21 protein-coding genes and 1 pseudogene are annotated in these 20,367 nt (G+C 67.2%); 8 read left to right on the top strand and 14 right to left on the bottom strand.

The features are described 5' to 3' along the window. Nucleotides 1-309: 309 nt before the first annotated feature. Complete coding sequence (locus ACFC4D_RS24000; RefSeq protein WP_375964270.1) at nucleotides 310-570, bottom strand: glutaredoxin family protein; 261 nt, start codon at nucleotides 568-570, stop codon at nucleotides 310-312. A gap of 98 nt (nucleotides 571-668) precedes the next feature. Here ACFC4D_RS24000 and ACFC4D_RS23995 point away from each other — a divergent pair, with 98 nt between their 5' ends. Next, on the top strand, nucleotides 669-1,706 hold the full coding sequence (locus ACFC4D_RS23995; RefSeq protein ID WP_375964267.1) for an HAD family hydrolase: 1,038 nt from the start codon (nucleotides 669-671) through the stop codon (nucleotides 1,704-1,706). An 82-nt stretch (nucleotides 1,707-1,788) separates the two neighbouring features. Here the strand turns inward: ACFC4D_RS23995 and ACFC4D_RS23990 are convergent, their stop codons facing one another. The 9 genes from ACFC4D_RS23990 to ACFC4D_RS23950 form a co-directional block, all read right to left on the bottom strand. Continuing rightward, on the bottom strand, nucleotides 1,789-2,802 hold the full coding sequence (locus tag ACFC4D_RS23990) for a lysophospholipid acyltransferase family protein (protein ID WP_375964265.1): 1,014 nt from the start codon (nucleotides 2,800-2,802) through the stop codon (nucleotides 1,789-1,791). Then, nucleotides 2,799-3,830 (bottom strand): NAD-dependent epimerase/dehydratase family protein, encoded by a 1,032-nt coding sequence (locus ACFC4D_RS23985; protein ID WP_364643011.1) that lies wholly within the window; start codon nucleotides 3,828-3,830, stop codon nucleotides 2,799-2,801. The genes ACFC4D_RS23990 and ACFC4D_RS23985 overlap by 4 nt, the downstream gene beginning before the upstream one ends. Nucleotides 3,831-4,046: 216 nt before the next feature. Then, complete coding sequence (locus ACFC4D_RS23980; RefSeq protein WP_003402602.1) at nucleotides 4,047-4,148, bottom strand: 30S ribosomal protein bS22; 102 nt, start codon at nucleotides 4,146-4,148, stop codon at nucleotides 4,047-4,049. A gap of 226 nt (nucleotides 4,149-4,374) precedes the next feature. Next, entirely contained in the window at nucleotides 4,375-4,623 is a 249-nt protein-coding gene (locus tag ACFC4D_RS23975) for a helix-turn-helix domain-containing protein (protein ID WP_375964263.1), read from the bottom strand. Nucleotides 4,624-4,801: 178 nt separating this feature from the next. After that, on the bottom strand, nucleotides 4,802-5,623 hold the full coding sequence (gene proC, locus ACFC4D_RS23970; protein WP_375964260.1) for a pyrroline-5-carboxylate reductase: 822 nt from the start codon (nucleotides 5,621-5,623) through the stop codon (nucleotides 4,802-4,804). A 73-nt stretch (nucleotides 5,624-5,696) separates the two neighbouring features. Next, complete coding sequence (locus ACFC4D_RS23965; protein ID WP_376066710.1) at nucleotides 5,697-6,593, bottom strand: thioesterase family protein; 897 nt, start codon at nucleotides 6,591-6,593, stop codon at nucleotides 5,697-5,699. Between the two features lie 108 nt (nucleotides 6,594-6,701). Next, nucleotides 6,702-7,646: a sugar phosphate isomerase/epimerase family protein gene (locus ACFC4D_RS23960; RefSeq protein ID WP_375964255.1), complete on the bottom strand. Its 945-nt coding sequence runs from the start codon at nucleotides 7,644-7,646 to the stop codon at nucleotides 6,702-6,704. A 14-nt stretch (nucleotides 7,647-7,660) separates the two neighbouring features. Continuing rightward, nucleotides 7,661-9,640, bottom strand: a complete 1,980-nt coding sequence (locus ACFC4D_RS23955) for a hypothetical protein (protein WP_376066708.1) — start codon at nucleotides 9,638-9,640, stop codon at nucleotides 7,661-7,663. After that, the gene (locus ACFC4D_RS23950; protein ID WP_375964250.1) at nucleotides 9,637-10,629 is read right to left on the bottom strand and encodes a hypothetical protein; all 993 of its coding nucleotides are present in this window, start codon (nucleotides 10,627-10,629) and stop codon (nucleotides 9,637-9,639) included. The genes ACFC4D_RS23955 and ACFC4D_RS23950 overlap by 4 nt, the downstream gene beginning before the upstream one ends. A gap of 119 nt (nucleotides 10,630-10,748) precedes the next feature. On the opposite strand from ACFC4D_RS23950, the pseudogene ACFC4D_RS23945 reads away from it, so the two are divergent. The 6 genes and pseudogenes from ACFC4D_RS23945 to ACFC4D_RS23920 all read left to right on the top strand — a co-directional run. After that, nucleotides 10,749-11,540 (top strand): annotated as a pseudogene (locus tag ACFC4D_RS23945) (hypothetical protein); the annotation flags it as partial. 249 nt (nucleotides 11,541-11,789) lie between these two features. Further along, entirely contained in the window at nucleotides 11,790-12,533 is a 744-nt protein-coding gene (locus ACFC4D_RS23940) for a hypothetical protein (protein ID WP_376066706.1), read from the top strand. A gap of 62 nt (nucleotides 12,534-12,595) precedes the next feature. Further along, nucleotides 12,596-13,141, top strand: coding sequence for a hypothetical protein (locus ACFC4D_RS23935; protein ID WP_376066704.1), 546 nt, complete (start codon nucleotides 12,596-12,598; stop codon nucleotides 13,139-13,141). A gap of 148 nt (nucleotides 13,142-13,289) precedes the next feature. Then, entirely contained in the window at nucleotides 13,290-13,751 is a 462-nt protein-coding gene (locus ACFC4D_RS23930) for a hypothetical protein (protein ID WP_364649161.1), read from the top strand. Between the two features lie 14 nt (nucleotides 13,752-13,765). After that, nucleotides 13,766-14,236: a hypothetical protein gene (locus tag ACFC4D_RS23925; protein ID WP_364649164.1), complete on the top strand. Its 471-nt coding sequence runs from the start codon at nucleotides 13,766-13,768 to the stop codon at nucleotides 14,234-14,236. A gap of 252 nt (nucleotides 14,237-14,488) precedes the next feature. After that, nucleotides 14,489-14,839, top strand: coding sequence for a hypothetical protein (locus ACFC4D_RS23920; protein WP_364649167.1), 351 nt, complete (start codon nucleotides 14,489-14,491; stop codon nucleotides 14,837-14,839). 138 nt (nucleotides 14,840-14,977) lie between these two features. Here the strand turns inward: ACFC4D_RS23920 and ACFC4D_RS23915 are convergent, their stop codons facing one another. From ACFC4D_RS23915 to ACFC4D_RS23905, 3 genes are all read right to left on the bottom strand, one after another. Further along, nucleotides 14,978-15,667 (bottom strand): response regulator transcription factor, encoded by a 690-nt coding sequence (locus ACFC4D_RS23915; protein WP_364649170.1) that lies wholly within the window; start codon nucleotides 15,665-15,667, stop codon nucleotides 14,978-14,980. Further along, entirely contained in the window at nucleotides 15,664-16,911 is a 1,248-nt protein-coding gene (locus ACFC4D_RS23910) for an ATP-binding protein (RefSeq protein WP_364649173.1), read from the bottom strand. The genes ACFC4D_RS23915 and ACFC4D_RS23910 overlap by 4 nt, the downstream gene beginning before the upstream one ends. A gap of 164 nt (nucleotides 16,912-17,075) precedes the next feature. Beyond that, complete coding sequence (locus tag ACFC4D_RS23905; protein ID WP_375964241.1) at nucleotides 17,076-17,468, bottom strand: winged helix-turn-helix transcriptional regulator; 393 nt, start codon at nucleotides 17,466-17,468, stop codon at nucleotides 17,076-17,078. Between the two features lie 88 nt (nucleotides 17,469-17,556). Here ACFC4D_RS23905 and ACFC4D_RS23900 point away from each other — a divergent pair, with 88 nt between their 5' ends. Beyond that, nucleotides 17,557-18,222, top strand: coding sequence for an NADPH-dependent F420 reductase (locus ACFC4D_RS23900; protein ID WP_376066702.1), 666 nt, complete (start codon nucleotides 17,557-17,559; stop codon nucleotides 18,220-18,222). Between the two features lie 2 nt (nucleotides 18,223-18,224). Here the strand turns inward: ACFC4D_RS23900 and ACFC4D_RS23895 are convergent, their stop codons facing one another. Next, nucleotides 18,225-20,258 (bottom strand): CocE/NonD family hydrolase, encoded by a 2,034-nt coding sequence (locus tag ACFC4D_RS23895; RefSeq protein WP_375964236.1) that lies wholly within the window; start codon nucleotides 20,256-20,258, stop codon nucleotides 18,225-18,227. Nucleotides 20,259-20,367: the final 109 nt, after the last annotated feature.

The raw sequence follows: 20,367 nt of genomic DNA, 5'->3' as shown, positions 1-20,367 counted from the left end.
GTGTCCGGGTTCTTTTGTCGACCCGACGCCGGTGACCGTCAACGGGGCGGTCATAACAGACGAGGTCGAGTCAGGGGTTCGGGGTCGCTTCCGCTGAAGGCGGGGTTGCGTGCCACCACCGTAACCGCTTGTGAAGCCCTGCACAAAGTCGGTGAATTCAGTCACTTTGCGGGGGGCCTCCTGCCCCGGGATCATTCAACCCCGCGAAACGGGAACCCGCCATGCAACGCGCCGGGAATCGAACACTCGAACGCCCGGTTACGGGGTGGCGTCGGGACCGGTGGGGACCGAACCGGACGACCCGCTGTTTCAGCGCGCCAGATCGGCGCGTAAGCGCGGCTCGTCCACATCGAAATAGCTGTGCTCACGGCCGTTGAGCAGCACCACCGGCAGCCGATCGCCGTATTCCGCGCGCAGGCCCGGATCGGTGGCCGCGGCCTCGTCCACATCCACCAGCGCGATCTCGACACCGAAATCGGCGCAGATGGGCCGCAATTGCTCCAGCGCGACCGAGCACAGACCGCAGCCATTGCGGGTCAACAGGGTCACCGAATGCGTGGAAACGCTCATGCTGAACATTCAACACCCGTCATGTTGTTCGCCGTCTACGTTGTGGTCACCGGTGGGCGTTACTGTGGACTTGTTCGCGCTAACAGGCGGAGGTACTGGTGCCGGAACGATCGAAAGAGGCCGGAACGGGTTCGAAGGACTCGCGGTCGGGATTGATCGCGGGCCGATTCGGGGAATTCCCGGCCCGCTGGGGACAGGGTCTACAGGACCAGTTCACCAGAATCACCCGCAGCCCATTCGGTCCCAGCGAGGAAGAGGTCCGCGCCAATCTGGCCGGTGAGGCCAGCGCCGATGCCGCGCTCGCGCTGCACGACGCCGAATTGGCCCTCTACGACGAGCCGCGTCCCGCGATCCCGCGCGACCTGACCGCGGCCGCGTTCTTCGATGTGGACAACACCATGGTGCAGGGCGCGTCCATCGTGCACTTCGCCCGCGGGCTGGCCGCCCGCAAATACTTCAAGACCTCCGACCTGGTCGATATCGCCTGGAAACAGGTGAAATTCCGGGTCACCGGCAAAGAGAACAGCGCCGATATGAGCAGCGGTAAGGAGCGCGCGCTGGAGTTCATCGCCGGCCGCCCCACCGCCGAACTCGCCGCGCTCGGCGAGGAGATCTACGACGAGATCATCGCCGACAAGATCTGGCCCGGCACCCGCGCGCTCGCCCAGATGCACCTGGACGCCGGACAGCAGGTGTGGCTGGTGACGGCGACGCCGGTGGAGTTGGCGCAGGTCATCGCGAAGCGACTAGGGCTCACCGGTGCGCTCGGCACCGTGGCCGAGAGCCACGACGGGGTGTTCACCGGCCGTCTGGTCGGGGACATCCTGCACGGGCTGGGCAAGGCGCACGCGGTGCGCACGCTCGCCATCCGGGAGGGATTGAACCTCAAACGCTGTACGGCCTACTCGGACAGCCACAATGACGTTCCCATGCTCTCGCTGGTCGGCACCGCGGTGGCGATCAATCCGGACGCGGACCTCCGCGAGGTCGCGAAGAACCGCGGCTGGGAGATTCGCGATTTCCGCACCGGCCGCAAGGCCGCCAAGGTCGGCGTGCCCACCGCGCTCGCGCTCGGCGCGGCCGGTGGCGCGGCCGCCGCGGTGATCTCCCGCAAACGCGAGGCGAAGGCCAGCTGAGCGAAATCAGCGGCGCAGCAACGACAATCGGCCCGGTCCAGGTGGACCGGGCCGATTCGTTTGTCGCCGCCGTGCGAAATCGCTATCCGGTGAACGGATTACGGCGCTTGGTCAGATTCTTGTACAGCGTGCCCTGAATGGTTTCGCGCACCTGATCGGTGATCTCGAACATGGTCATCGGATCATCGGCATCGGACGGTTCGTATTCGCTCGTCGGAATCGGCTCACCGAATTCGATGTACCACTTCGACGGGAACGGAATCGCGCCCAGCGGGCCCAGATGCGGGAATGTCGGCGTCACCGGGAAATACGGGATGCCGAGCAGGCGCGCGAGCGGCTTCAGATCGGCGATCTTCGGGTAGATCTCCTCCGAACCGACGATCGAGCACGGAATGATCGGCACACCGGTGCGCACCGCCGCCGCGACGAAACCGCCACGGCCGAAACGCTGCAACTTGTACCGGTCGCCGAACGGCTTGCCGATGCCCTTGTAACCCTCCGGGAAAACTCCCGCGACTTCGCCCGCGCGCAAAAGCCTTTCGGCGTCCGCGGGGCAGGCCAGGGTATGCCCGGCCTTGCGCGCCATACCGCCGACGATCGGCAATTCGAAAATCAGATCCGCGGCCAGCAGCCGCAGGGCGCGCTGTTTGGGATGCTTGTCGTGCACCGCCAGTTGCAGCATCATGCCGTCGATCGGGAAGGTGCCGGCGTGATTGGCGACGATCAGCGCGCCGCCCGCCTCCGGAATATTCTCGATCCCGCTGACTTCCACCCGGAACCACAGTTCCGCGAGCGGACGCAGCAGCGGCAGGATCACCGTCTCCAAAAGGTGCTCGTCCAAACCGAATTCGTCGACCTGATAGTCACCGGTCAAACGGCGGCGCGCGAAATCGGCGGTGCGGCCGACCCCCTCGGCCACCGCCCCCCGAATCGTCTCGCTCAATGATTTGGGCTGGCGCGCTTCGGTTTCGGCGAGCCGATCGGTCAGCGAGGTGACCGGTTTGAGGGCCGGTTCCCCCGGCCAGACGCGCGACGGACGATGCCGCGCCTCGATATCCACGTCGTGAAGTCGAATCACCTTCGCTACATCACTCATTGGTGTGCTCCCGTCCCGGCCCCGAGCAGGCCGAGAAGTTTGTTCTCTGCGGCGTCGATCCAGCGAGGATCGATCACGGGCCGCAACGCTGCGCCCCCTATGAAGTCGTCGAAAGCCTGCACCGTTGTCCAGCGCGGTTCGAAACCGAGTTCGCTGCGCATCCTGGTGGTGTCCAGGCCACAGCCGAAATGGAAATAGTCGATTTGCTCTGCGGTGAACTCCCGCATGACCGGACCCATCAGGGTGCGGCCGATGGTGCGAAACATGCTGTAGGGCACCGGCATTTCGATGCGGCCCGCCCGGCGAATCGCCTGCGACAGAGCCATCGCACCATCACCCGCGACATTGAAGGTGCCGCCGGGAGCCTCGAGCGCGGCATGGGTGAGCGAGGCGATCGCGTCCTCCTCATGCAGCAGTTGCATGCGCGGATCCCGCCCCAGAATGGTGGGCGTCACCGGCGAACGGAAATACTGCACACCGCGATTCGCCAACTGCGGTCCCACGATCGGCGGGAAACGCAATATCGCGGTGCAGATATCGGGACGGCGCCGCGCCAAACCGCGCACGAATCCCTCCACCTCGACCATATCCCGCGCGAACCAGCCGCGCGGTGGCGTGCGCGCGCTCATTTCCTCGGTGAATTTCACCGGATCCTTTGCGCTGCACCCGTAAACGGCGGACGAGGACCGCACCACCACGCGGCGCACGCCGGCTGCCTTGCGGCACACCGCGAACAACTGCATGGCGCCCAGCACATTCATATCCTTCATCGCCGCCCGGCCCCCACCGGCCGGCGGGCGCGAGAGTGCCGCGGGATGCACCACCGTGTCCACTTGATTTCCGTCGATCACCTTGCGTATCAACGGATTTCGAATATCGGCGCGCACGAATTCGGCCCGGCCCATGCGGCGCAGCAACTCCCGGCTCGGCTGTTTGGCGTCGACCGCGATAATGCGTTCGATGGCAGGGTCGGCCGCCAGCCTGGCCACCACATTGCCGCCGAAGAACCGGCTGGCGCCGGTCACCATTACGATCTTGGGCGCCGAACCGTCCCGGGTGCCCGCACCTGTCGCACCGGATCCCACTCGCAAGCCCCCATTTCTAGTTTTCCCGCGCTCCAAGGGTAACCGCGCGACCAGGGCTCTCCGAAGGGTATTAACCAGGATCTAACGATGAGTTCTGTCACCGTAAAAAAAGCGGAAGCCCGCCACCTGAGGTGACGGGCTCCAGCTACGACGTAGCGCTTACTTGCCGAGTTTCCTGCGCTGCACGCGCGTACGACGAAGCAGCTTGCGGTGCTTCTTCTTCGACATGCGCTTACGGCGCTTCTTGATCACAGAACCCATAGGGTTGTTCCTCGCGTTCTCTCGGGTCACCCCCACCTTCGCGGGGAGCACACTTTCAACCCTGTACAAGTCCTACCCGTAACGGGCCGACATGGACCCGACGGCACCACCGGCACGTACAGGATGCCGGTTCATGTTACCGGGCCACCGACGAGCGAACGAAACGGGTGGGTGCGGAGAACCGCACCGCCCGCTCGTTCCGCTCTACGCCACCACTAGCGCGGGTTCACCCCGCGTCGAAGTAGGACGTCTCCAGGTAGTCGTGCACCGCTTTCGCGTGCACCCGGAAAGATCGGCCGACCCGCACCGCGGGCAGCTCTCCGGAGTGCACCAATCGGTACACGGTCATTTTCGATACCCGCATCAGACTCGCCACCTCGGCGACGGTGAGGAACTGCGTTCCTCCGCCGAGAATGTTTCCGCTGGCTGCGCTGACTGGGGTGTTCGCGGACCTCGCTTGGCTGTTTCCAGACATCATTGCGCCACTGACCTCCGGCACGTCCGCGCCGCCGGCTTCCCCACCGGCGGAACAGACACGCACGTGCTCCTTGAAGCTTAGCGGGACCAGTGGGATTGCTGCGACGGGTGTGAGAAATCAGCCTTTGCTGTGGCGAGTCGGGGCCCGGCAGCAAACGAGCTACTGGGAAGTAAGCCTAATCAGCACTCGCACCGAGTTCGGCGGAACGGCGTTTCGCGGCATTGAGCGCCTCGTGGAAGGCCGAACGCACCGAAGCCCGCTCCAACTCCCGCAAACCCGCGGCGGTGGTCCCGGCGGGCGAGGTGACGGCCGCGCGCAACTCCACCGCACTCTGCTCGGACTCCTCCAGCAGCGCGGCCGAGCCGAGCATGGTCTGCACCACCAGCTGGGTCGCCACATCGCGGGTCAGGCCCAGGCCCACCGAGGCGTCGATCATGGCCTCGACGATCAGGAAGAAGTACGCCGGACCCGAACCCGAGACCGCGGTCACCGCGTCCATCTGCGCCTCGGAGACGGTCACCACCTTGCCGACCGACTCCAGCACCTCGGTGACCAGCGCCAGCTGCTCCTTGCGGGCGTAGCGGCCCGGCGCGATGGCGCTCATGCCCTGGCCCACCAGCATCGGGGTATTGGCCATCACCCGCACCACCGGGAAACCGGCGGGCAGTTTGGCCTCGTACTTGATGGTCGGCACACCCGCGGCCAGCGAGACGATCACCGGCTCGGTCACCGACTCACCCAGTTCGGCCTTGGCCAGCTCGGTGACCACGCCGTCCACATCCTGCGGCTTCACGGCGATCACGATCAGATCGGCGCCGACGGCGGCCTCGGCCACCACATCGGTAACCCGGATTCCGAAACGCTGCGCCAGCAACTCCGCGCGCGCCGGAACCGACTCGACCACCACCAGATCCTTGCTCGCCCGCCCGGATTCGAGGAGCCCGGCCAGCAGCGCCTCCCCGATCCGGCCTCCGCCGATCACCGCAACTCTTGTCATGGAAATCAAGGCTAATGCGTGCGGCATCGCATTCGAAACCGCGGGGTTCGAGCATTACAGCGGATGAATTCCGCTATCGCGATTGTGGAATCAAGGCCAATTGGCGACTTTGGGCGATGATCGCGCCGGTGGAATCGATCACGAGTTGATCCTCGTCGAACATGCGGCCGCCGACTTCGCGGGCGCTCGCGATGACGCGCAACCAGCCCGGCGCCGGGCGGCGGCGCAGGTAGGTGGTGATCTGAACCGTTGGGGCCCAGCCGAAATGGCCGAGGTTCATGGGAACCGGCGGGGACATATCGGCGGCCATCAGGGCGAAGAAGGCGGCCACATCCGGATCCCGCTCATCGCCCTCGAAGGGGCGAATCCACAGGCGCAGACGAGGTTCCGAGGTTTCACCGGAGAGGAAGCGCGCCCACTCGGTGTCGATGGCGACCGAAGAGCCTTGCGCCACATGGACAAGCTTGCCCATCGGGTTCTCGTCGTCGTAGCTCAGGGCCGAGTCGCCGGGTTCGGCGGGCATGTCCTGCGCATGGTCGGCGGAGTAGACCGGGGCCGCGTCATCGTCGAGGTGGCTGAATGTGAAGGCCGTGTGCACGAGGGTGCGGCCATTCTGGATCAGGCTCGCGTCGATGAGGCAGATCTGGCGGCCGATCTTGCGGGTGCGGACCTCGTATTCCACCGCGCCCGGATCGGGTGCGCCGAGGAAATCGGAGCTGGCGGCGATGGGGAACATCTCGGCGCGCTCGGGGGCGGTGCGGCGCAGCCATTCGGTGGCGGCCGCGGCGCTGCCCGCGACCATGGTGCCGCCGTGCAGCTTCTTGCCGATGGTCCAGATCGATTCGATGACACCGGCGTAGCGGCCGACGCCCGGATCGTCCGAGGGGAGTTCGGTCACCGCGCAGACGCGGCTGAAGGGCGCGTCGGCGCGGGTCGCCGGTTCCAGATCGACGGTCAACTCCGATGTCATCCGCTAGTCCTCTCCACTGTCGGTTTGTACAGCGTACAAGCGACCGACCGGCTAACTCACCGTCCCGTGGCGGGAATCACTGGCGGGTCCGGAGCGCACCGGGCCGGATCAGCCGCGACTGACACCGGTGGGCTCGGGCCGCGGCGCGAGCGCGGCTTCCGGCGTCGGCGCGATGCCGTTCAGATGCCTACGCGCGAAAACCAGCGCGCGGTTCAACATGGCGGCGCGATCCATGGTGGTGCGGGCCATCTGGGTATTGACCTCGATCACCGCCTGACCCTCGAAACCGTTGGCCAGCACCAGTTCACAGAGTTCGGCCACCGGCTGGGTACCCTCGCCGGGGATCAGGTGCTCGTCGGTGGCCGCGCCGCGGCCGTCGGCCAGATGCAGATGGGTCAGGCCCCGGCCCATGCGATCGGCCAGCAGCAGCGGATCCATTCCGGCCGTCGCGGTGTGCGAACTGTCCAGCGTGTAATGCCGGAAACCGGTATCGGTCGGATCGTAGGACGGGCTGAAGGTGGTGATGGACGGTCCGGGACCGCCGCGCCGCTCCAGCCGTTTGATCGAGGTGTCACCGCGCCCGAAGAGGGTGTCCACCCGCATCGGGAACATGTTCTCCACCGCCACCGCGACCGGACTGGAGTTCTCCAGCTCGGCCACCTGCGCGGCGAAACCCTCGGCGTAGCGGCGCTGCCAGCGGAACGGCGGATGCACCACCACGGTGGCCGCGCCCAGCGCCTCGGCGGTGTGCACGCTGCGGGTGAGCTTCGCGATCGGGTCCGACCCCCAGACCCGTTGCGAGATCAGCAGACACGGCGCGTGCACCGCCAGCACCGGAATGTCGTATTTGTGCGAGAACGATTGGACGGTGGAGATGCTCTGGCTGGCCGGTTCCGCCCACACCATCAATTCCACACCGTCGTAACCGAGTTCGGCCGCGTACCGGAAGGCCGCCTCGGTGTTCTCCGGATAGACCGAGGCGCTGGAAAGTCCGATCCGGACTTCCCTTCGCCCCGCTCGATTGTCGTTCGCCCCCTGCGCGTTATGCCCCACTGCCCGCTCCCTGCTCAGTTCGTACTGAGTAGAAAGGCTAGCGGTCCCAGCGTCACAAAGACGCCTACGACGACGGCAATCACAGTGCTGAAAATGTCATCGGTGCGCCGCAACACACGAACGAGCGCGACCAAACCGAGGATCACGATCATCGCCAGCGCCAGGGCAACCCACGGGAGCATTTCCCACATGCGCTCGAAACCCTTGAACAGCAACATGCCCGCGACCGCCGCGCCCAGACTCTGCCCGCCGAGCACCAGCCACTGACGGCGGTTCTCGTCCTCGGTGGCGAGCCGCGCTCCGGCCGCCCGCGGCGACGCGGATTTCCTTCCGGCGGTGAGCGATCCGGCGCGCGCGGTGAACTTCGAGGTGAGCGCCGAGAAGCGCTCGGCCACCGAGGTACGCGGCTCGTCGTCGTAATCGTCATCGTCGTCGTAGTCGTCGTCATCGTCGAGCGGGGAGTAGACATCGGTCAGATGCTCATCCGGATCCGGATGGTCGTCATGGTGACCGCGACGGCGCGAACCGGCGGCGCGCCGTTTGCCGCCGCGCCGCGAATCCTGTTCCGCGCGTTGATCTTCCCGCTCGAGCGCATTGTGCAGCAGATCCCCGGCAACCGTACCGCCGGACACCAGCTGCTGATCCTGATCCGGGGAGGTCCAGGCCGTGGTCGGAATGGCGGCCTGATCGCGCGGATCGGGCTGCGGGGCGGGCACGCCGTCCCCACGTCTTCGCGCCGACCACGCGGGCAGCGACCCGCGACCGGATTCGGCCGCAGCACGACCGGCATCGCGGCCGCCGCGACCGTTGCGGCCCGCGTCCTGTCCGGCTCGGCCGTTGCGGCGATCGTCCCGGGGCGGGGCGGGCGGTTCGTCGTCATGCCACTGCTCCGGCTCCTGCCAGGACTGCGGCTGCGGCGGCTGCGGCTGGCGCGGTGCGTCCTGCTGCCAGTCGGCCTCGGGGCGGCGCGCGCCGTTCTGCCACGGCTCCGGCTGCCGCCGCGGATCCTGCTGCCACGGCTGCGGTTCCGGTTGCTGCCACTGCTGCGGTTCGGGCCGGGCGGGCGGGGCGCTCTGGCGTTCGGCCTCGGCCGCGCGCTGCGCCTCGGCATGGCGGCGGGCCGAACGGGACAGCGGCGGGGCGGCGGGAGCGGCCTGCGTGGGAGGCGGAGCGAGCGACGCGGCCGCGGGATCGAAGCCCGGGGTGCGCGGTTCCGGCGACCAGGCGGGGGCGGCGTCGAATTGGCGGGCGCGGCCCGCGCTGTCCAATGCGCCCATGGCGCTGTCGTTTCCGGCGGGCGCGCCGTCGGAGCGGCCACCGCGGAAGGGGCGCACCTCGTCGGTGGTGTCGTCCTCGGGATCGAAGCGGCGGCGTCGGCCGCCCTCCGGGCGCGGTGCGGCGGACGGGTCCTCGAGCTCGGCCAGCGATACGTCGGCATCGAGCGGGTCGGGCTTGCGGCGACGGCCCGAGCGGGGCTGTTCCGGGGCGGCGTGGCCGTTGGAAAGGTCGGAGCCGCCCGACCATTGGTAGCCGGACGGCTCGGGTAGCGAAGGGGGTTCGGGGGCGGCGAGCGGGTCGTAGTACGAGATGGGGCCGGAGAGCGGGGAGTAGGCGGGCTCTGGATCGGCGGGGGCGGTGTACCCGGAGTAGTCCGGGAAGTCGGCCTGCGGGGTGGGCGAGCTATAGGAAAAGTCCGAGTACTCCGGAAAGTTCGAGTAGTCAGAATAATTCGAATAGTTTGAATAGTCCGATTCGCCCGAATTAGGTTGGGCCGTGGGAGCTGCCGCGGCACCCTCGGGCGCGTCGTCCCCTTCATCCGATGCCGCGTGCGAGGACGAACCATTCCGCACCACAGGCATATCGCCGGTCAGATCCGCGACCGAAATGCCGCGCCCACTCCGACGTCTGCGCCCGCCGCCCGCATTGGGCGCCGCGCCCTGCCCGTTGCGCGCCAGGAGCTCGGCTACGGACAGTTGACTTATATCCTCGGTCATCGAGACACCGTTTCGATCGTGCCCGGCTGGCCACCGTTCGGTCCGCCAGTTATCGGTTCGCTACCCAGGTCGGTATCAAGTTTTCGCAGGATCAATCCCTCACGCAGTGCCCAGGGACAGATTTCCAGCGTATCCAGTGACAATGCCCGCATACTCGCCTCCGCGACCAGCGCGCCGGCCACCAATTGCTGTGACCGATCGGAACTCACGCCTTCCAATTCTGCCCGGTCCGCGGCTGTCATTCTCGATATGAACGCAATCAGTTGCCGCAGGCCGGAACTCGTGAGGGTACGCCGCACCCGCGGACCCGCGGCAGAGGGGGCGGCGCCGGTCAATCTGGCCAGCGAACGGAACGTTTTGGACGTGCCCACCGCCAGATCCGGGCGGCCGACCTCCAGCAGCTGTTTGGACGGCAGCACCAGCTCGGCATCGAGCCAATCGCGCAGCACCGCCACCCGGCGCTTGCCCGGCGGATCGTGCCGCAGCCAATCCCGGGTGAGTCGCCCGGCGCCCAGCTGCAACGAGAGAGCGACATCGGGTTGCTCATCCGCGCCATTGCTCATTTCGAGCGAGCCGCCGCCGATATCCAGATTGAGGATTCGCCCCGCGCTCCAGCCGTACCAGCGGCGCACCGCCAGGAAGGTGTGGCGGGCCTCCTCCGATCCCGTCAAGACCTGGAGATTGACCCCGGTCTCCGAGCGCACCCGGGCCAGCACCTCTTCCGAATTCGCCGCCTCGCGGACTGCGGATGTGGCGAAGGCCATCAACTCCGCGCACCCGGAAGTCTTTGCGATACTTGAGAATTCGGCCACTGTCGCGGTGAGCCTGGCGGCTCCCGCGGGCGTGATCCGACCCTGGTCGTCCAGGCTCTCCGATAGCCGCAACGTGGCCTTCGTAGAGCTCATAGGCATCGGGTGGCCACCGCGATGCGCGTCCACCACCAGCAGGTGGACGGTATTACTTCCCACATCGAGTACACCTAGCCGCACAAGAACACGGTACTGGGTGCGTCACGACTTCAGGCCAGGCGACTGAGCTGTTAGCGTTCCGCGGTGTGACGGCAGGTGCATCCGCGAGTGGCCCGACCGGGCTGCGACCAGCGGCGAAGATCGACCCGGCTCCCGAAGTAGAGCTCGACTTCCCGCGTGAGTGGATCGAGTTCGTCGACCCAGCTAATGACGAGCATTTGATTGCCGCCGATATGACCTGGCTATTGTCGCGCTGGACGTGCGTTTTCGGCACTCCGGCATGCCAGGGCATCATCGCCGGGCGCGAGGATGACGGCTGCTGTTCGCACGGCGCGTTCCTCTCCGATGAGGAGGATGGCAAGAAGCTGGCCCGGGCTGTGAAAATGCTCACACTCGAGGATTGGCAGCTGATGCCGATGGCCCAGGACGACAAGGGCAAGGTCCGCAAGAAGCTGTATCTGGAAGAGGACGATCTCGACGACGAGCCCGCGCTGCGCACCCGGCGGGTGGACGGCGCGTGCATCTTCCTCAACCGTCCCGGGTTCGACAAGGGCATCGGCTGCGCGCTGCACACCATGGCGCTGCGCGAGGGTCTGGAGCCGCTCACGGTCAAGCCGGAGGTGTGCTGGCAGCTGCCGATTCGCCGCACCCAGGACTGGGTGGACCGGCCGGACGGGGTGGAGATCCTGCGGACGGTCATCGGCGAGTACGACCGGCGCGGCTGGGGGCCGGGCGGGTTGGATCTGAATTGGTACTGCACCGGATCTCCGGACGCGCATGTCGGCACCCGGCCGGTGTGGCAGGCGTACGCGCCCGAGTTGATCGAACTGCTCGGCCAGCCCGCCTACGACGAGTTGGCACAGCACTGCCGGCGGCGGCAGGGACTGGGGATCGTGGCGGTGCATCCGGCCACGGTTATCGCCGAGCAAAAGGCCGCGGACGAGGCCGCCATCGCCGATAAGGCGGCCGAAAGCGTGCGCGCGGCCGCCGCGAAGGCGGATAAAACGGTCGGCGCGGGGAGCGCGGCGGCCAAGCCCGCGACCGGGTCGAAGAAGGCCACGGCCACTAAACGGGGTTAACAGAACTCGCGGGTAACTTTCTGAAAGTACCTATTTTCACTTCACTGCTCACCTACTGTGCGACGGACCCACATCCTGTGGGTCGCAGCACAGGAGAAGCACATGAGCAACACCCCGCCCAACCGGCGCGTCCTCGGCGCGGGCCTGGCCGGACTCGCCGTCGCGACGGGCGTCATCGCCGTCCTCGCGGCGCCCGACGCCCCTGCGGCCAACGCCGCGGTCAACTCGATCAGCGTGTCGAGCCTGGACCTGAAGGTCGGCAACACCTACACCCTCAACGCCGATCTCGGCGGCGCCTCCATCGGCCTGCTCATCTACTGGAGCGATAACGGCACCAACCTCACCCCGGCCGGCAAGGTGCCCTGGCCGGTGGGGCACGCCAGCCTGGACTGGACGCCGAAAACCGTTGGGCAGCATGTGATCACGGCATCACAGGGCAGCAGCACCAAATCGCTCTCGGTGACCGTGACGGACGGGTCCACCCCGACCACCACCGTGCCGCCGACCACCACGGTCCCCCCGACCACCACGGTGCCGCCGACGACCGAGCCGCCCACCACGACGGTGCCCCCGACCACCACGGTCCCGCCCACGACCACGGTGCCGCCCACCACCGAACCGCCCACCACGACGGTGCCGCCGACCACGACGACACCGCCCACCACGGTGCCGCCGACGACCGAGCCGCCGACCACCACGGTCCCCCCGACCACCACGGTCCCGCCGACGACGACGCCGCCGACCACCGAACCTCCGGTGACGACCACGGCTCCGCCGACGACCACCACCAAGCCCAATGGCGGCGGCACCGGCAGCTCGAACGGCCTGCTCCCGTTCGGTCTCTGACACCGAACCTTTCGAAATCCCCTGGGGCGCGGATCCATCCCCAGGCATGCACAGGAGAAACCATGCGCAGTAACAACTCTCGCCGCACGCTCGGCGCGGGCATCGCCGGGCTGACCGTGGCCGCGGGTGCGGCCGTCGTCGTCGCGATGTCCCCGACCGCCCAGGCCACCGTGGACACCGTCAGCATCGCCGGGTCGGACTTCCGGGTGGGCAACACCTACACGCTCAGCGCCGATCTGAGCGGTGCGAGCATCGGCCTGCTCGTGTACTGGAGCGATAACGGCAATGACTTCAGCGGCGCGAAGGTGCCGTGGCCGGTGGGGCACGCCTCCATCGACTGGACGCCGACCACGCCCGGACAGCACATCCTGACCGCGTCGCAGGGCGGCAGCACCAAATCGGTCGTGGTGAACGTGTCCAGCGGATCGACCACCACCCCGCCGACCACTCCCCCGACCACCCCGCCGACGACGCCGCCCACGACGCCGCCGACCACCACTCCCCCGGCGACCACCACCCCGGGTGGCGGCAGCAGCGGTAGCGGCACCGGCAGTCTCGGTTCCGGCAGTGCGGGCAAGTTGCTCGGCGGATTGCTCGGCAGCTCCTAGTCCCGGGCGCGGCGCGCGGGCAGTGCGGGCCGGTGGAGGTGGGCGTGGCGGAAATCCCCGGGATCCGGCACGCCCACCGAAACCAAGCGGACGCTTGCTCGAGTATTGCGAAATAGCTACATTTCACTCACCGGAAGGAGATACACCCATGCGCATCGCACCACCGAGGATCACCGCCCGCCGAGCGGGTGCGGGGATCACCGGCTTCGCCGCCATCGCCGCGGCGGCCGTCATCGCGGCGCCAACGGCCTGCGCGGCGGTCGACACCGTCACCGTCGAAGGCTCGAACTTCCAGGTCGACACCGAATACACCATTTCGGCGACCCTCAGCGGCGCGTCCATCGGCCTGCTCGTGTACTTCAGCGATAACGGGCAGTTCATCGGCAGCCCCAAGGTGCCGTGGCCGGTCGGGCACTCCAGCATCACCTGGAAGCCGTCCACCAAGGGCCAGCACATCATCACCGTCGAACAGGGCGGCAGCACCCAATCCACGACCGTCACGGTGGCCGATAAGCCGTTAGGCTCGGGCAGCTCCAGCTCCGGCAGCGGTTTCGGACCCGCCGGACCGCTCGGCAGCGGCAGCAGCGGCACCACCGGCAACGGCAAGTGAACGGAACCACCAGCATGAACAGCATGTCCCGGCGACTCGGCAGCGGCGTCGCCGGTCTCGCCACCGCCGCCGCGATCATCGTCCTGGCCGCACCCCAGGCGAGCGCGACCGTGGACTCGATCACCGTGTCCGGCAGCGATCCGCACACCATCAACACCGAGTACACGCTCACCGCGAATCTCAGCGGCGCGGGCATCGGCCTGCTCGTCTACTGGACCGACAACGGCAATGACCTGAGCGGTCCCAAGGTGCCGTGGCCGGTCGGCTTCTCCAGCATCACCTGGAAGCCCACCACCCCGGGGCAGCATCTGCTCACCGCCTCCCAGGGCGGCAGCACCAAGACCATCGCCGTGACCGTCACCGATCCGGCCAACCCGGGCACGCCCGGCGGCGGCAATCCGGGCACCCCCGGCGGCAGCTCCGGCAGCGCGAACAAGGCCCTCGGCGGCCTGCTCGGCGGATTGACCGGCAGCGCGGGCAGCTGACCCGGAAGTGACAGCGGTTACAGCGGGCGTTCGCGAGGCGGCGTCCGCTGGGCCGCGTTACAGGTGTGGCAACCGCGACAGGTGTACAGCGGGTGAACCGGCCCGAATCTCGGACGGCATTCGAATCAGGCTGCGCGGAAAGGTGTTTCGAAGATCTACCGGCGTCGTGACCTCGGAATGTGAGCGATGGGAAGTGCGCGCGACATCGGCTCGCTACTGCTGATTCACCGAAACGTGTTAGACATCCTGCCCATGATCAAGAAATCGCTCACCGTCGCCGCGCTGGCCGCCGGTGTTGTTCTCACCCTCGCGCCGCACGCCGGTGCCGATAACACCGATCCCGCCAAGTTCTCGGATGTCACCGCCAACTTCGTGCCGTACAACGATCTGAACGTGCTCAGCGCCAAGGACAGCGGCAAGCTGATCATCGTCAGCCCCTACGGCACCACCCGGACCATCGCCTGCCGCGGCAACGGCCAGGACGTGGCGTACTACGACTGCAAGCAGCAGGACGACCTGGGCTGGATCAACCTCGCCCAGCAGGACATCCCGGGCCTGGGCCCGGGCTGGGTCTACACGATGCAGTCCGACCCCGCCGCGTAAGCAGCACAAGACAATTCACGCCCCGCTTCGATATCGAAGCGGGGCGTTTTGGTGGGGGCCGAGCATCGGAGCGGACGTTCCCGCACACCGCAGACCGCGCTCTCTTCGAATTTCGAAGAGAGCGCGGTCTTTTGGTTTCTAAGCCTCGAGCTTGTAGCCGAGGCCGCGGACCGTGACCAGGTGTTCCGGCTTGGCCGGGTCCGATTCGATCTTGGAGCGCAGGCGCTTGACGTGCACGTCGAGGGTTTTGGTGTCACCGACGTAGTCGGCGCCCCACACGCGGTCGATGAGCTGGCCGCGGGTCAGCACTCGGCCGGAGTTGCGGAGCAGGTATTCGAGCAGGTCGAACTCCTTGAGCGGCAGGGTCACCGCCTTGCCGTTCACCTGCACCGTGTGGCGATCCACGTCCATGCGGACCGGACCGGCCTCCAGCACACTGGTCTCGCCGCCGCTGTCGGCCTCCTCGCCGACACCGCGGCGCAGCACGGCGCGGATGCGGGCGATGAGCTCGCGCGAGGAGTAGGGCTTGGTGACGTAGTCGTCGGCGCCCAGTTCCAGGCCGACCACCTTGTCGATTTCGCTGTCGCGCGCGGTCACCATGATCACGGGGACACTGCCGCGGGCGCGCAACTGCTTGCACACATCGGTGCCGCTCATGCCGGGCAGCATGAGGTCGAGAAGGACGATGTCCGCCCCGGACCGGTCGAACTCGGCCAGCGCGGACGGGCCGTCACCGACCACGGTGACCTCGAACCCCTCCTTGCGCAGCAGGAATGCGAGCGGATCGGCCAGCGACTCCTCGTCCTCGACGATCAGCACACTCGTCATCGGGTTGCCTCCACACCGTTGGTTCTGGCCCGCCCGAGGGGGCGCGGGCCGGTTTCCTTCTTCGCCGCCGGAATCCCGGCGGAAAGTCTTTTGTCGCCGCCATTGAGATCGGCGGGGTGGGACGGGATACGCAGGGTGAATGTGGACCCCGTGCCCAATTTGCTCCACAGGGTGACCTCACCGCTGTGGTTGGCCGCTACGTGCTTGACGATAGCCAGCCCGAGCCCGGTACCGCCGGTGGCGCGCGAACGCGCCTTGTCGGCCCGGAAGAATCTTTCGAAGACGCGTTCCTGGTCTTCCTTGGCGATGCCGATACCGCGATCGGTGACCGCGATATTCACATGGCCGCCACGCAGTGCCCGGCTCACCGAAACCTGCGATCCGCGCGGCGAATACGCGATGGCGTTCTCGACCAGGTTCGACAGCGCGGTCACCAGCAGGGTCTGATCGCCGATCACCTCGAGGCCGCTGGTGGAATCGGTGCTCACCGTGATGCCCGCGGCTTCCGCGGCGGTCCGGGAGCGCTCGATGGCCTGGTTGACGACGCTGTCCACGTCGACGGCTTCGAGTTCGGGCAGCTTCTCCGCGCCCTGCAGGCGGGACAGCGCGATCAGCTCGGTGACCATCTTGCCCATGCGGCGGGCCTCGCCGTGCAGGCGTTCGCCGAAGTGCCGCACCGATTCCGGATCGTCCGCCGATTCCAGCAATGCCTCAGCCAACAGGCTCATGGCGCTCACCGGCGTCTTGAGCTCATGGCTGACATTGGCGACGAAGTCGCGGCGGGTGGCCTCCATGCGGGCCTGTTCGGAATCGTCGTCGGCGAAAAGGACCACGAAGTTCGGGTTCTCCTGCGACAGCGGCCTGGCAACACCCCGGACTGCGAGTCGCGCGCGGCCCGGCAGCGGGATTTTCGCGGTCAGCTCGAATTCGATATCGCTGCCGCCCGCGAGCACCTGCTGTACGGCGGCCCAGGCGCGTTCGTCGAGCAGCCGGTCGTGGACTATGCCCAGCTCCTCGGCCCGCGGGTTCACCAGCACCACATCGCGGTACTGGTCGACCACGGCGATACCGCTCTCGGAGGCGAGCACGATCAGGTCCAGGACCTGCGACATGGTCAGGCCCGAATCGGTGGCGGCGCGAATCCGCTCCTGCCGGGCATTGACATACGGAATGAGCAATCCACCGACTGCCAGTCCAACGACGGCCGCCAGGACTGCCAACAGCACGGCCTGTGGAACGCTCACGCTTTGAATCGTACGGTCGACTCAGCCGTCGCCAACCCCGGGTGCAGGAAGTTTCACGCAGGTCACAGGGGCTTCGACGGGAGTTGGCCCGCCGTTCACGCAATGTTTCGACTGGTCGGGGGCGGCGTTCGGCATTTTTGTGGCAAACACGAGGTAGGGCCGGTTCAGTCCTCGGGGTCGCCGTACAGGGCCACGCGGACGGCATCGCCGTGCCGATCGGCCCACACGCCCAGGGCCAGGATCGGGGTGAGCAGATCGATGCCCGCGGCCGTCAGCTCGTACTCCACGCGCGGGGGTGCTTCGGCGTAGCGGCGACGTTCCAGCAATCCCATCCGTTCCATGCGGCGCAGGGTCTGGGTGAGCATCTTCTGACTGATGCCGCCGATCGCGCGCTGCAATTCGATCGGGCGCAGCGGACCCTCGCGCAGGGTGTAGACGATCACGGTCAACCAGGAGTTGCCGAAGATGTCCACCGCCAGGCGGGCCGGGCAATCGGATTCGTAGTCCCCGTACTCCGGGAACTCCACCACCTCGGGCGCGGCCATCTCGATCGTCACGGTTCCAGCCTGCCAGCACCATTGCGCACCCGCGAGTGCGTATCGGAATTCCTAACGTCGAATTCGCAACCACGACACAGGAGTTCACATGCGAATCGGAATCATCGGCGCGGGAGCCATGGCGCGAGCCCTCGGCGGCGGCTGGGCCGCCGCCGGGCACGACATCGTGATCGGGGCACGCGAGGCGACGAAAGCCCAGGAGGTGGTCGCGGAGATCAGGGCGCGGGACGGGAGTGACAATGCCCGGTCGACGAGTATCGCCGAGGCGGCGGAATTCGGCGAAGCGGTGCTACTGGCCGTGCCCGTCGCCGCCCTGACCGAAATACTCGAGGGGATCGGCCCGGCACTGACCGGCCGCATCCTCATCGATTGCACCAACGCCTTTCGGCCCGACCTCGGGACATTCACGCTGACCGAGGACGCCGTCGCCGAGCGCATCGCGGCCACCGTCCCGGACGCCCATGTGGTGAAGGGCTTCAACCTGTGCGCCGCCGAGGTCTATGTCGGGGCACAGCTCGAATTCGAAGGCCGCACCCTGCTGGTCCCGCTCTGCGGCGACAACCCGGACGCCATCGCGCGCGTCAGCTCATTGACCGAGGACCTGAAACTCCGGCCGTGCCACGCAGGCGGCCTCGCCCAGGCCCGGTACATGGAAGCAACCTCGGCGTTCGTGGTCGGACAGTGGTTCGGCGGCAACGACTCTCGTGCCATGTTCCCGCCGCTGGACGCGACCTTCGCCGAGGTGGACGAATAGCCCTACCAGCCGGGATTGCCTCGGACCGGGAGGTTCACGTAGCTCGGCTCGGCCGGGTCGAGGAGCAGGTGCTGTGGGAGCAGTCCGGAGTCGAGCAGGATTGCCAAGGGGGGCAGGCCCTTCGGGAAGTTTCCGGCGTAGACGTCGACGCGGAGGCGGTGGCCGGGTTGCAGGACGGCGTCTACGCCGGGGATGGAGATATCCAGGGTGACCGGGACTCCGGGGATGGTGCGCCTGCGGGTGTCCAGGGAGATGTCGGGGACCGGGTCGGTGTAGTCGCCGTTGGGCAGGCGGGTGCTGCGGGATTCGTCGATGGCGCGGAGGGAGGCGACGAGCTGGCCGGAGGACAGGGTGATGGATTGGCCGTCGGGAGCGACGTCGTTGACGGTGGCGACCCAGTAGCCGTCGGCGGCGTCGTGCACCGTATTCAGGTGCACCGCAATGGGTCCGGAGATGGTGGTCGGCTCGGCGACCGGCGTGCTGGTGAAGGTCAGGCCGTTGGATTCCCAGATGCGCGAGTCCTTACCGCAGGCGTCGATGACCGAGATGATGCCGATGGTCTCCTGTGCCGCGTCGCGGGAGCACAGTCCGGTGAGACCCGGTGCGACGGTGAGGGTGTCGACGCTCTCGCCCGGTGCGCCGAACAGTGAACCGTCGTGTGCGCTGTGCCCGCCGGTGCCGCTGGGCGCGGCGGACAGGTACATGCGGCGGTAGTCGGTCTCGGCCTGCGGGAAGGCGGCGGCGGTGATCCAGCCGCCGCCCTGTTCCTTCATGGTGACCGGACCGTACCGGTCGATGCCGTTGTCGATTCCCTTGAGCCACTTGTCGAACCAGGCGCGTTGCAGCACATCCATGCGCGGCGGCAGGCCGGGGCGACCGGATTCATTGCCATTGGAGATGTGGTAGCCGTCGCCGACGAGTATCTGTTTCTGCCCGGGCGGCAACGGGATTCGCCGGTACACATCGGCCTGTGAGTTGACGAAGACGTCGTGCCAGCCGCTGGTGATGAAGGTGGGCACCGTGATTCGCGTCGGATCGGTTTCCCACGCCTGCCGCATATCGCTGCCGGACTCCAGCAGCGCCCGCAGTTTGGGGCTGAGCTGATCGATATTCGGTTGCAGGAACACTTCCAGGAACGCATCCACGAAGGTGAACGGATCGGCCAATCTGTCGGCGAGCCAGCGCATATCGAACCGCCCCTGCAGCAGCGCGGTCATATCGGGAACGAGCTTGCCGCCGTTGACCGCGGCCAGCCACAGCGGCATGAAGGCCGCGCCGACGGCCCCGCCGGGTGCGACCAGATCGCGGAAGGGGTTGCGGCTGGGCACGACCGGGAAGATGGCCTTCAACGCGGGCGGCTGTTTCGCGGCCACTTGCAATTGGTTGAGTCCGGAATACGAGATGCCGCTCATCCCGATATCCCCGGTGGACCAGCCCTGCCGCGCCGCCCAGTCGATGACCTCGGCGGTGTCCTGTTGTTCCCGCGCCCCGAGCAGGTTCCAATCCCCTTGGGAGAAGCCGGTTCCGCGCACATCGACCACGACCTGCGTGTACCCGGATTTGATGAGCTGCCGGTCGACGGTGAACGTGCGCAGCAGTCCCCCGCCGAGCGCCTTGGTGAGGTCGGTCAATCCCGAGATCGGTGTACCGGACAGATCGATATTCCGGAACGCCTGCACCAGCAGATCCGACAGTCCCGGCACCGAGAGCGCCGAATCCGCGATCATGGACCCGAGTTTCGTATAGGGCGTGAGGTTCACGATGGTCGGCGTCGGCGCGGTGATCGGCTGCCCGGACGCGTCGGCAGGATGGTAGACGTTCCCCTTCAGCACGGTCCCGTCGCTCATGGTGATCGGCACGTCCCAATCGATGTACACATTGGGATAGACCTGTGGATTATCTTCCGTCGCAGCCCATTCCGCGCCGGTGGCGCCGCCGTCCGGGCCGACGGGTTCGGCGGCGGCGGTGGGTGAGACGAACTGCGTCAGCGCTACGGCGGCCGTCATGGCCACCGCGACTCGCAACAGGAGCGGCATGGTCGTCAAGCTAGGGGCGCAGACAACAGTCTGGGACAGTTTCCCCGGAAGTCCGTGAAACTGCACAAAAAAAGAAAAACCGAGTGTGCACGCCGTTGTGCACACTCGG

The organism is Nocardia sp. NPDC056000 (genome assembly GCF_042269265.1).
Taxonomy (GTDB): Bacteria; Actinomycetota; Actinomycetes; order Mycobacteriales; family Mycobacteriaceae; genus Nocardia.
The sequence above is the reverse complement of the archived record's forward strand: the minus strand, read 5'-3'. Positions and strand labels throughout refer to the sequence as shown.

Coding starts and splice junctions, on each gene's coding strand:
- ACFC4D_RS24000 (WP_375964270.1), bottom strand. CDS start 570: ATGAGCGTTTCCACGCATTCGGTGACCCTGTTGACCCGCAATGGCTGC.
- ACFC4D_RS23990 (WP_375964265.1), bottom strand. CDS start 2,802: ATGAGTGATGTAGCGAAGGTGATTCGACTTCACGACGTGGATATCGAG.
- ACFC4D_RS23985 (WP_364643011.1), bottom strand. CDS start 3,830: ATGGTGACCGGCGCCAGCCGGTTCTTCGGCGGCAATGTGGTGGCCAGG.
- ACFC4D_RS23980 (WP_003402602.1), bottom strand. CDS start 4,148: ATGGGTTCTGTGATCAAGAAGCGCCGTAAGCGCATGTCGAAGAAGAAG.
- ACFC4D_RS23975 (WP_375964263.1), bottom strand. CDS start 4,623: ATGTCTGGAAACAGCCAAGCGAGGTCCGCGAACACCCCAGTCAGCGCA.
- proC (WP_375964260.1), bottom strand. CDS start 5,623: ATGACAAGAGTTGCGGTGATCGGCGGAGGCCGGATCGGGGAGGCGCTG.
- ACFC4D_RS23965 (WP_376066710.1), bottom strand. CDS start 6,593: ATGACATCGGAGTTGACCGTCGATCTGGAACCGGCGACCCGCGCCGAC.
- ACFC4D_RS23955 (WP_376066708.1), bottom strand. CDS start 9,640: ATGACCGAGGATATAAGTCAACTGTCCGTAGCCGAGCTCCTGGCGCGC.
- ACFC4D_RS23940 (WP_376066706.1), top strand. CDS start 11,790: ATGAGCAACACCCCGCCCAACCGGCGCGTCCTCGGCGCGGGCCTGGCC.
- ACFC4D_RS23935 (WP_376066704.1), top strand. CDS start 12,596: ATGCGCAGTAACAACTCTCGCCGCACGCTCGGCGCGGGCATCGCCGGG.
- ACFC4D_RS23930 (WP_364649161.1), top strand. CDS start 13,290: ATGCGCATCGCACCACCGAGGATCACCGCCCGCCGAGCGGGTGCGGGG.
- ACFC4D_RS23925 (WP_364649164.1), top strand. CDS start 13,766: ATGAACAGCATGTCCCGGCGACTCGGCAGCGGCGTCGCCGGTCTCGCC.
- ACFC4D_RS23920 (WP_364649167.1), top strand. CDS start 14,489: ATGATCAAGAAATCGCTCACCGTCGCCGCGCTGGCCGCCGGTGTTGTT.
- ACFC4D_RS23915 (WP_364649170.1), bottom strand. CDS start 15,667: ATGACGAGTGTGCTGATCGTCGAGGACGAGGAGTCGCTGGCCGATCCG.
- ACFC4D_RS23900 (WP_376066702.1), top strand. CDS start 17,557: ATGCGAATCGGAATCATCGGCGCGGGAGCCATGGCGCGAGCCCTCGGC.
- ACFC4D_RS23895 (WP_375964236.1), bottom strand. CDS start 20,258: ATGCCGCTCCTGTTGCGAGTCGCGGTGGCCATGACGGCCGCCGTAGCG.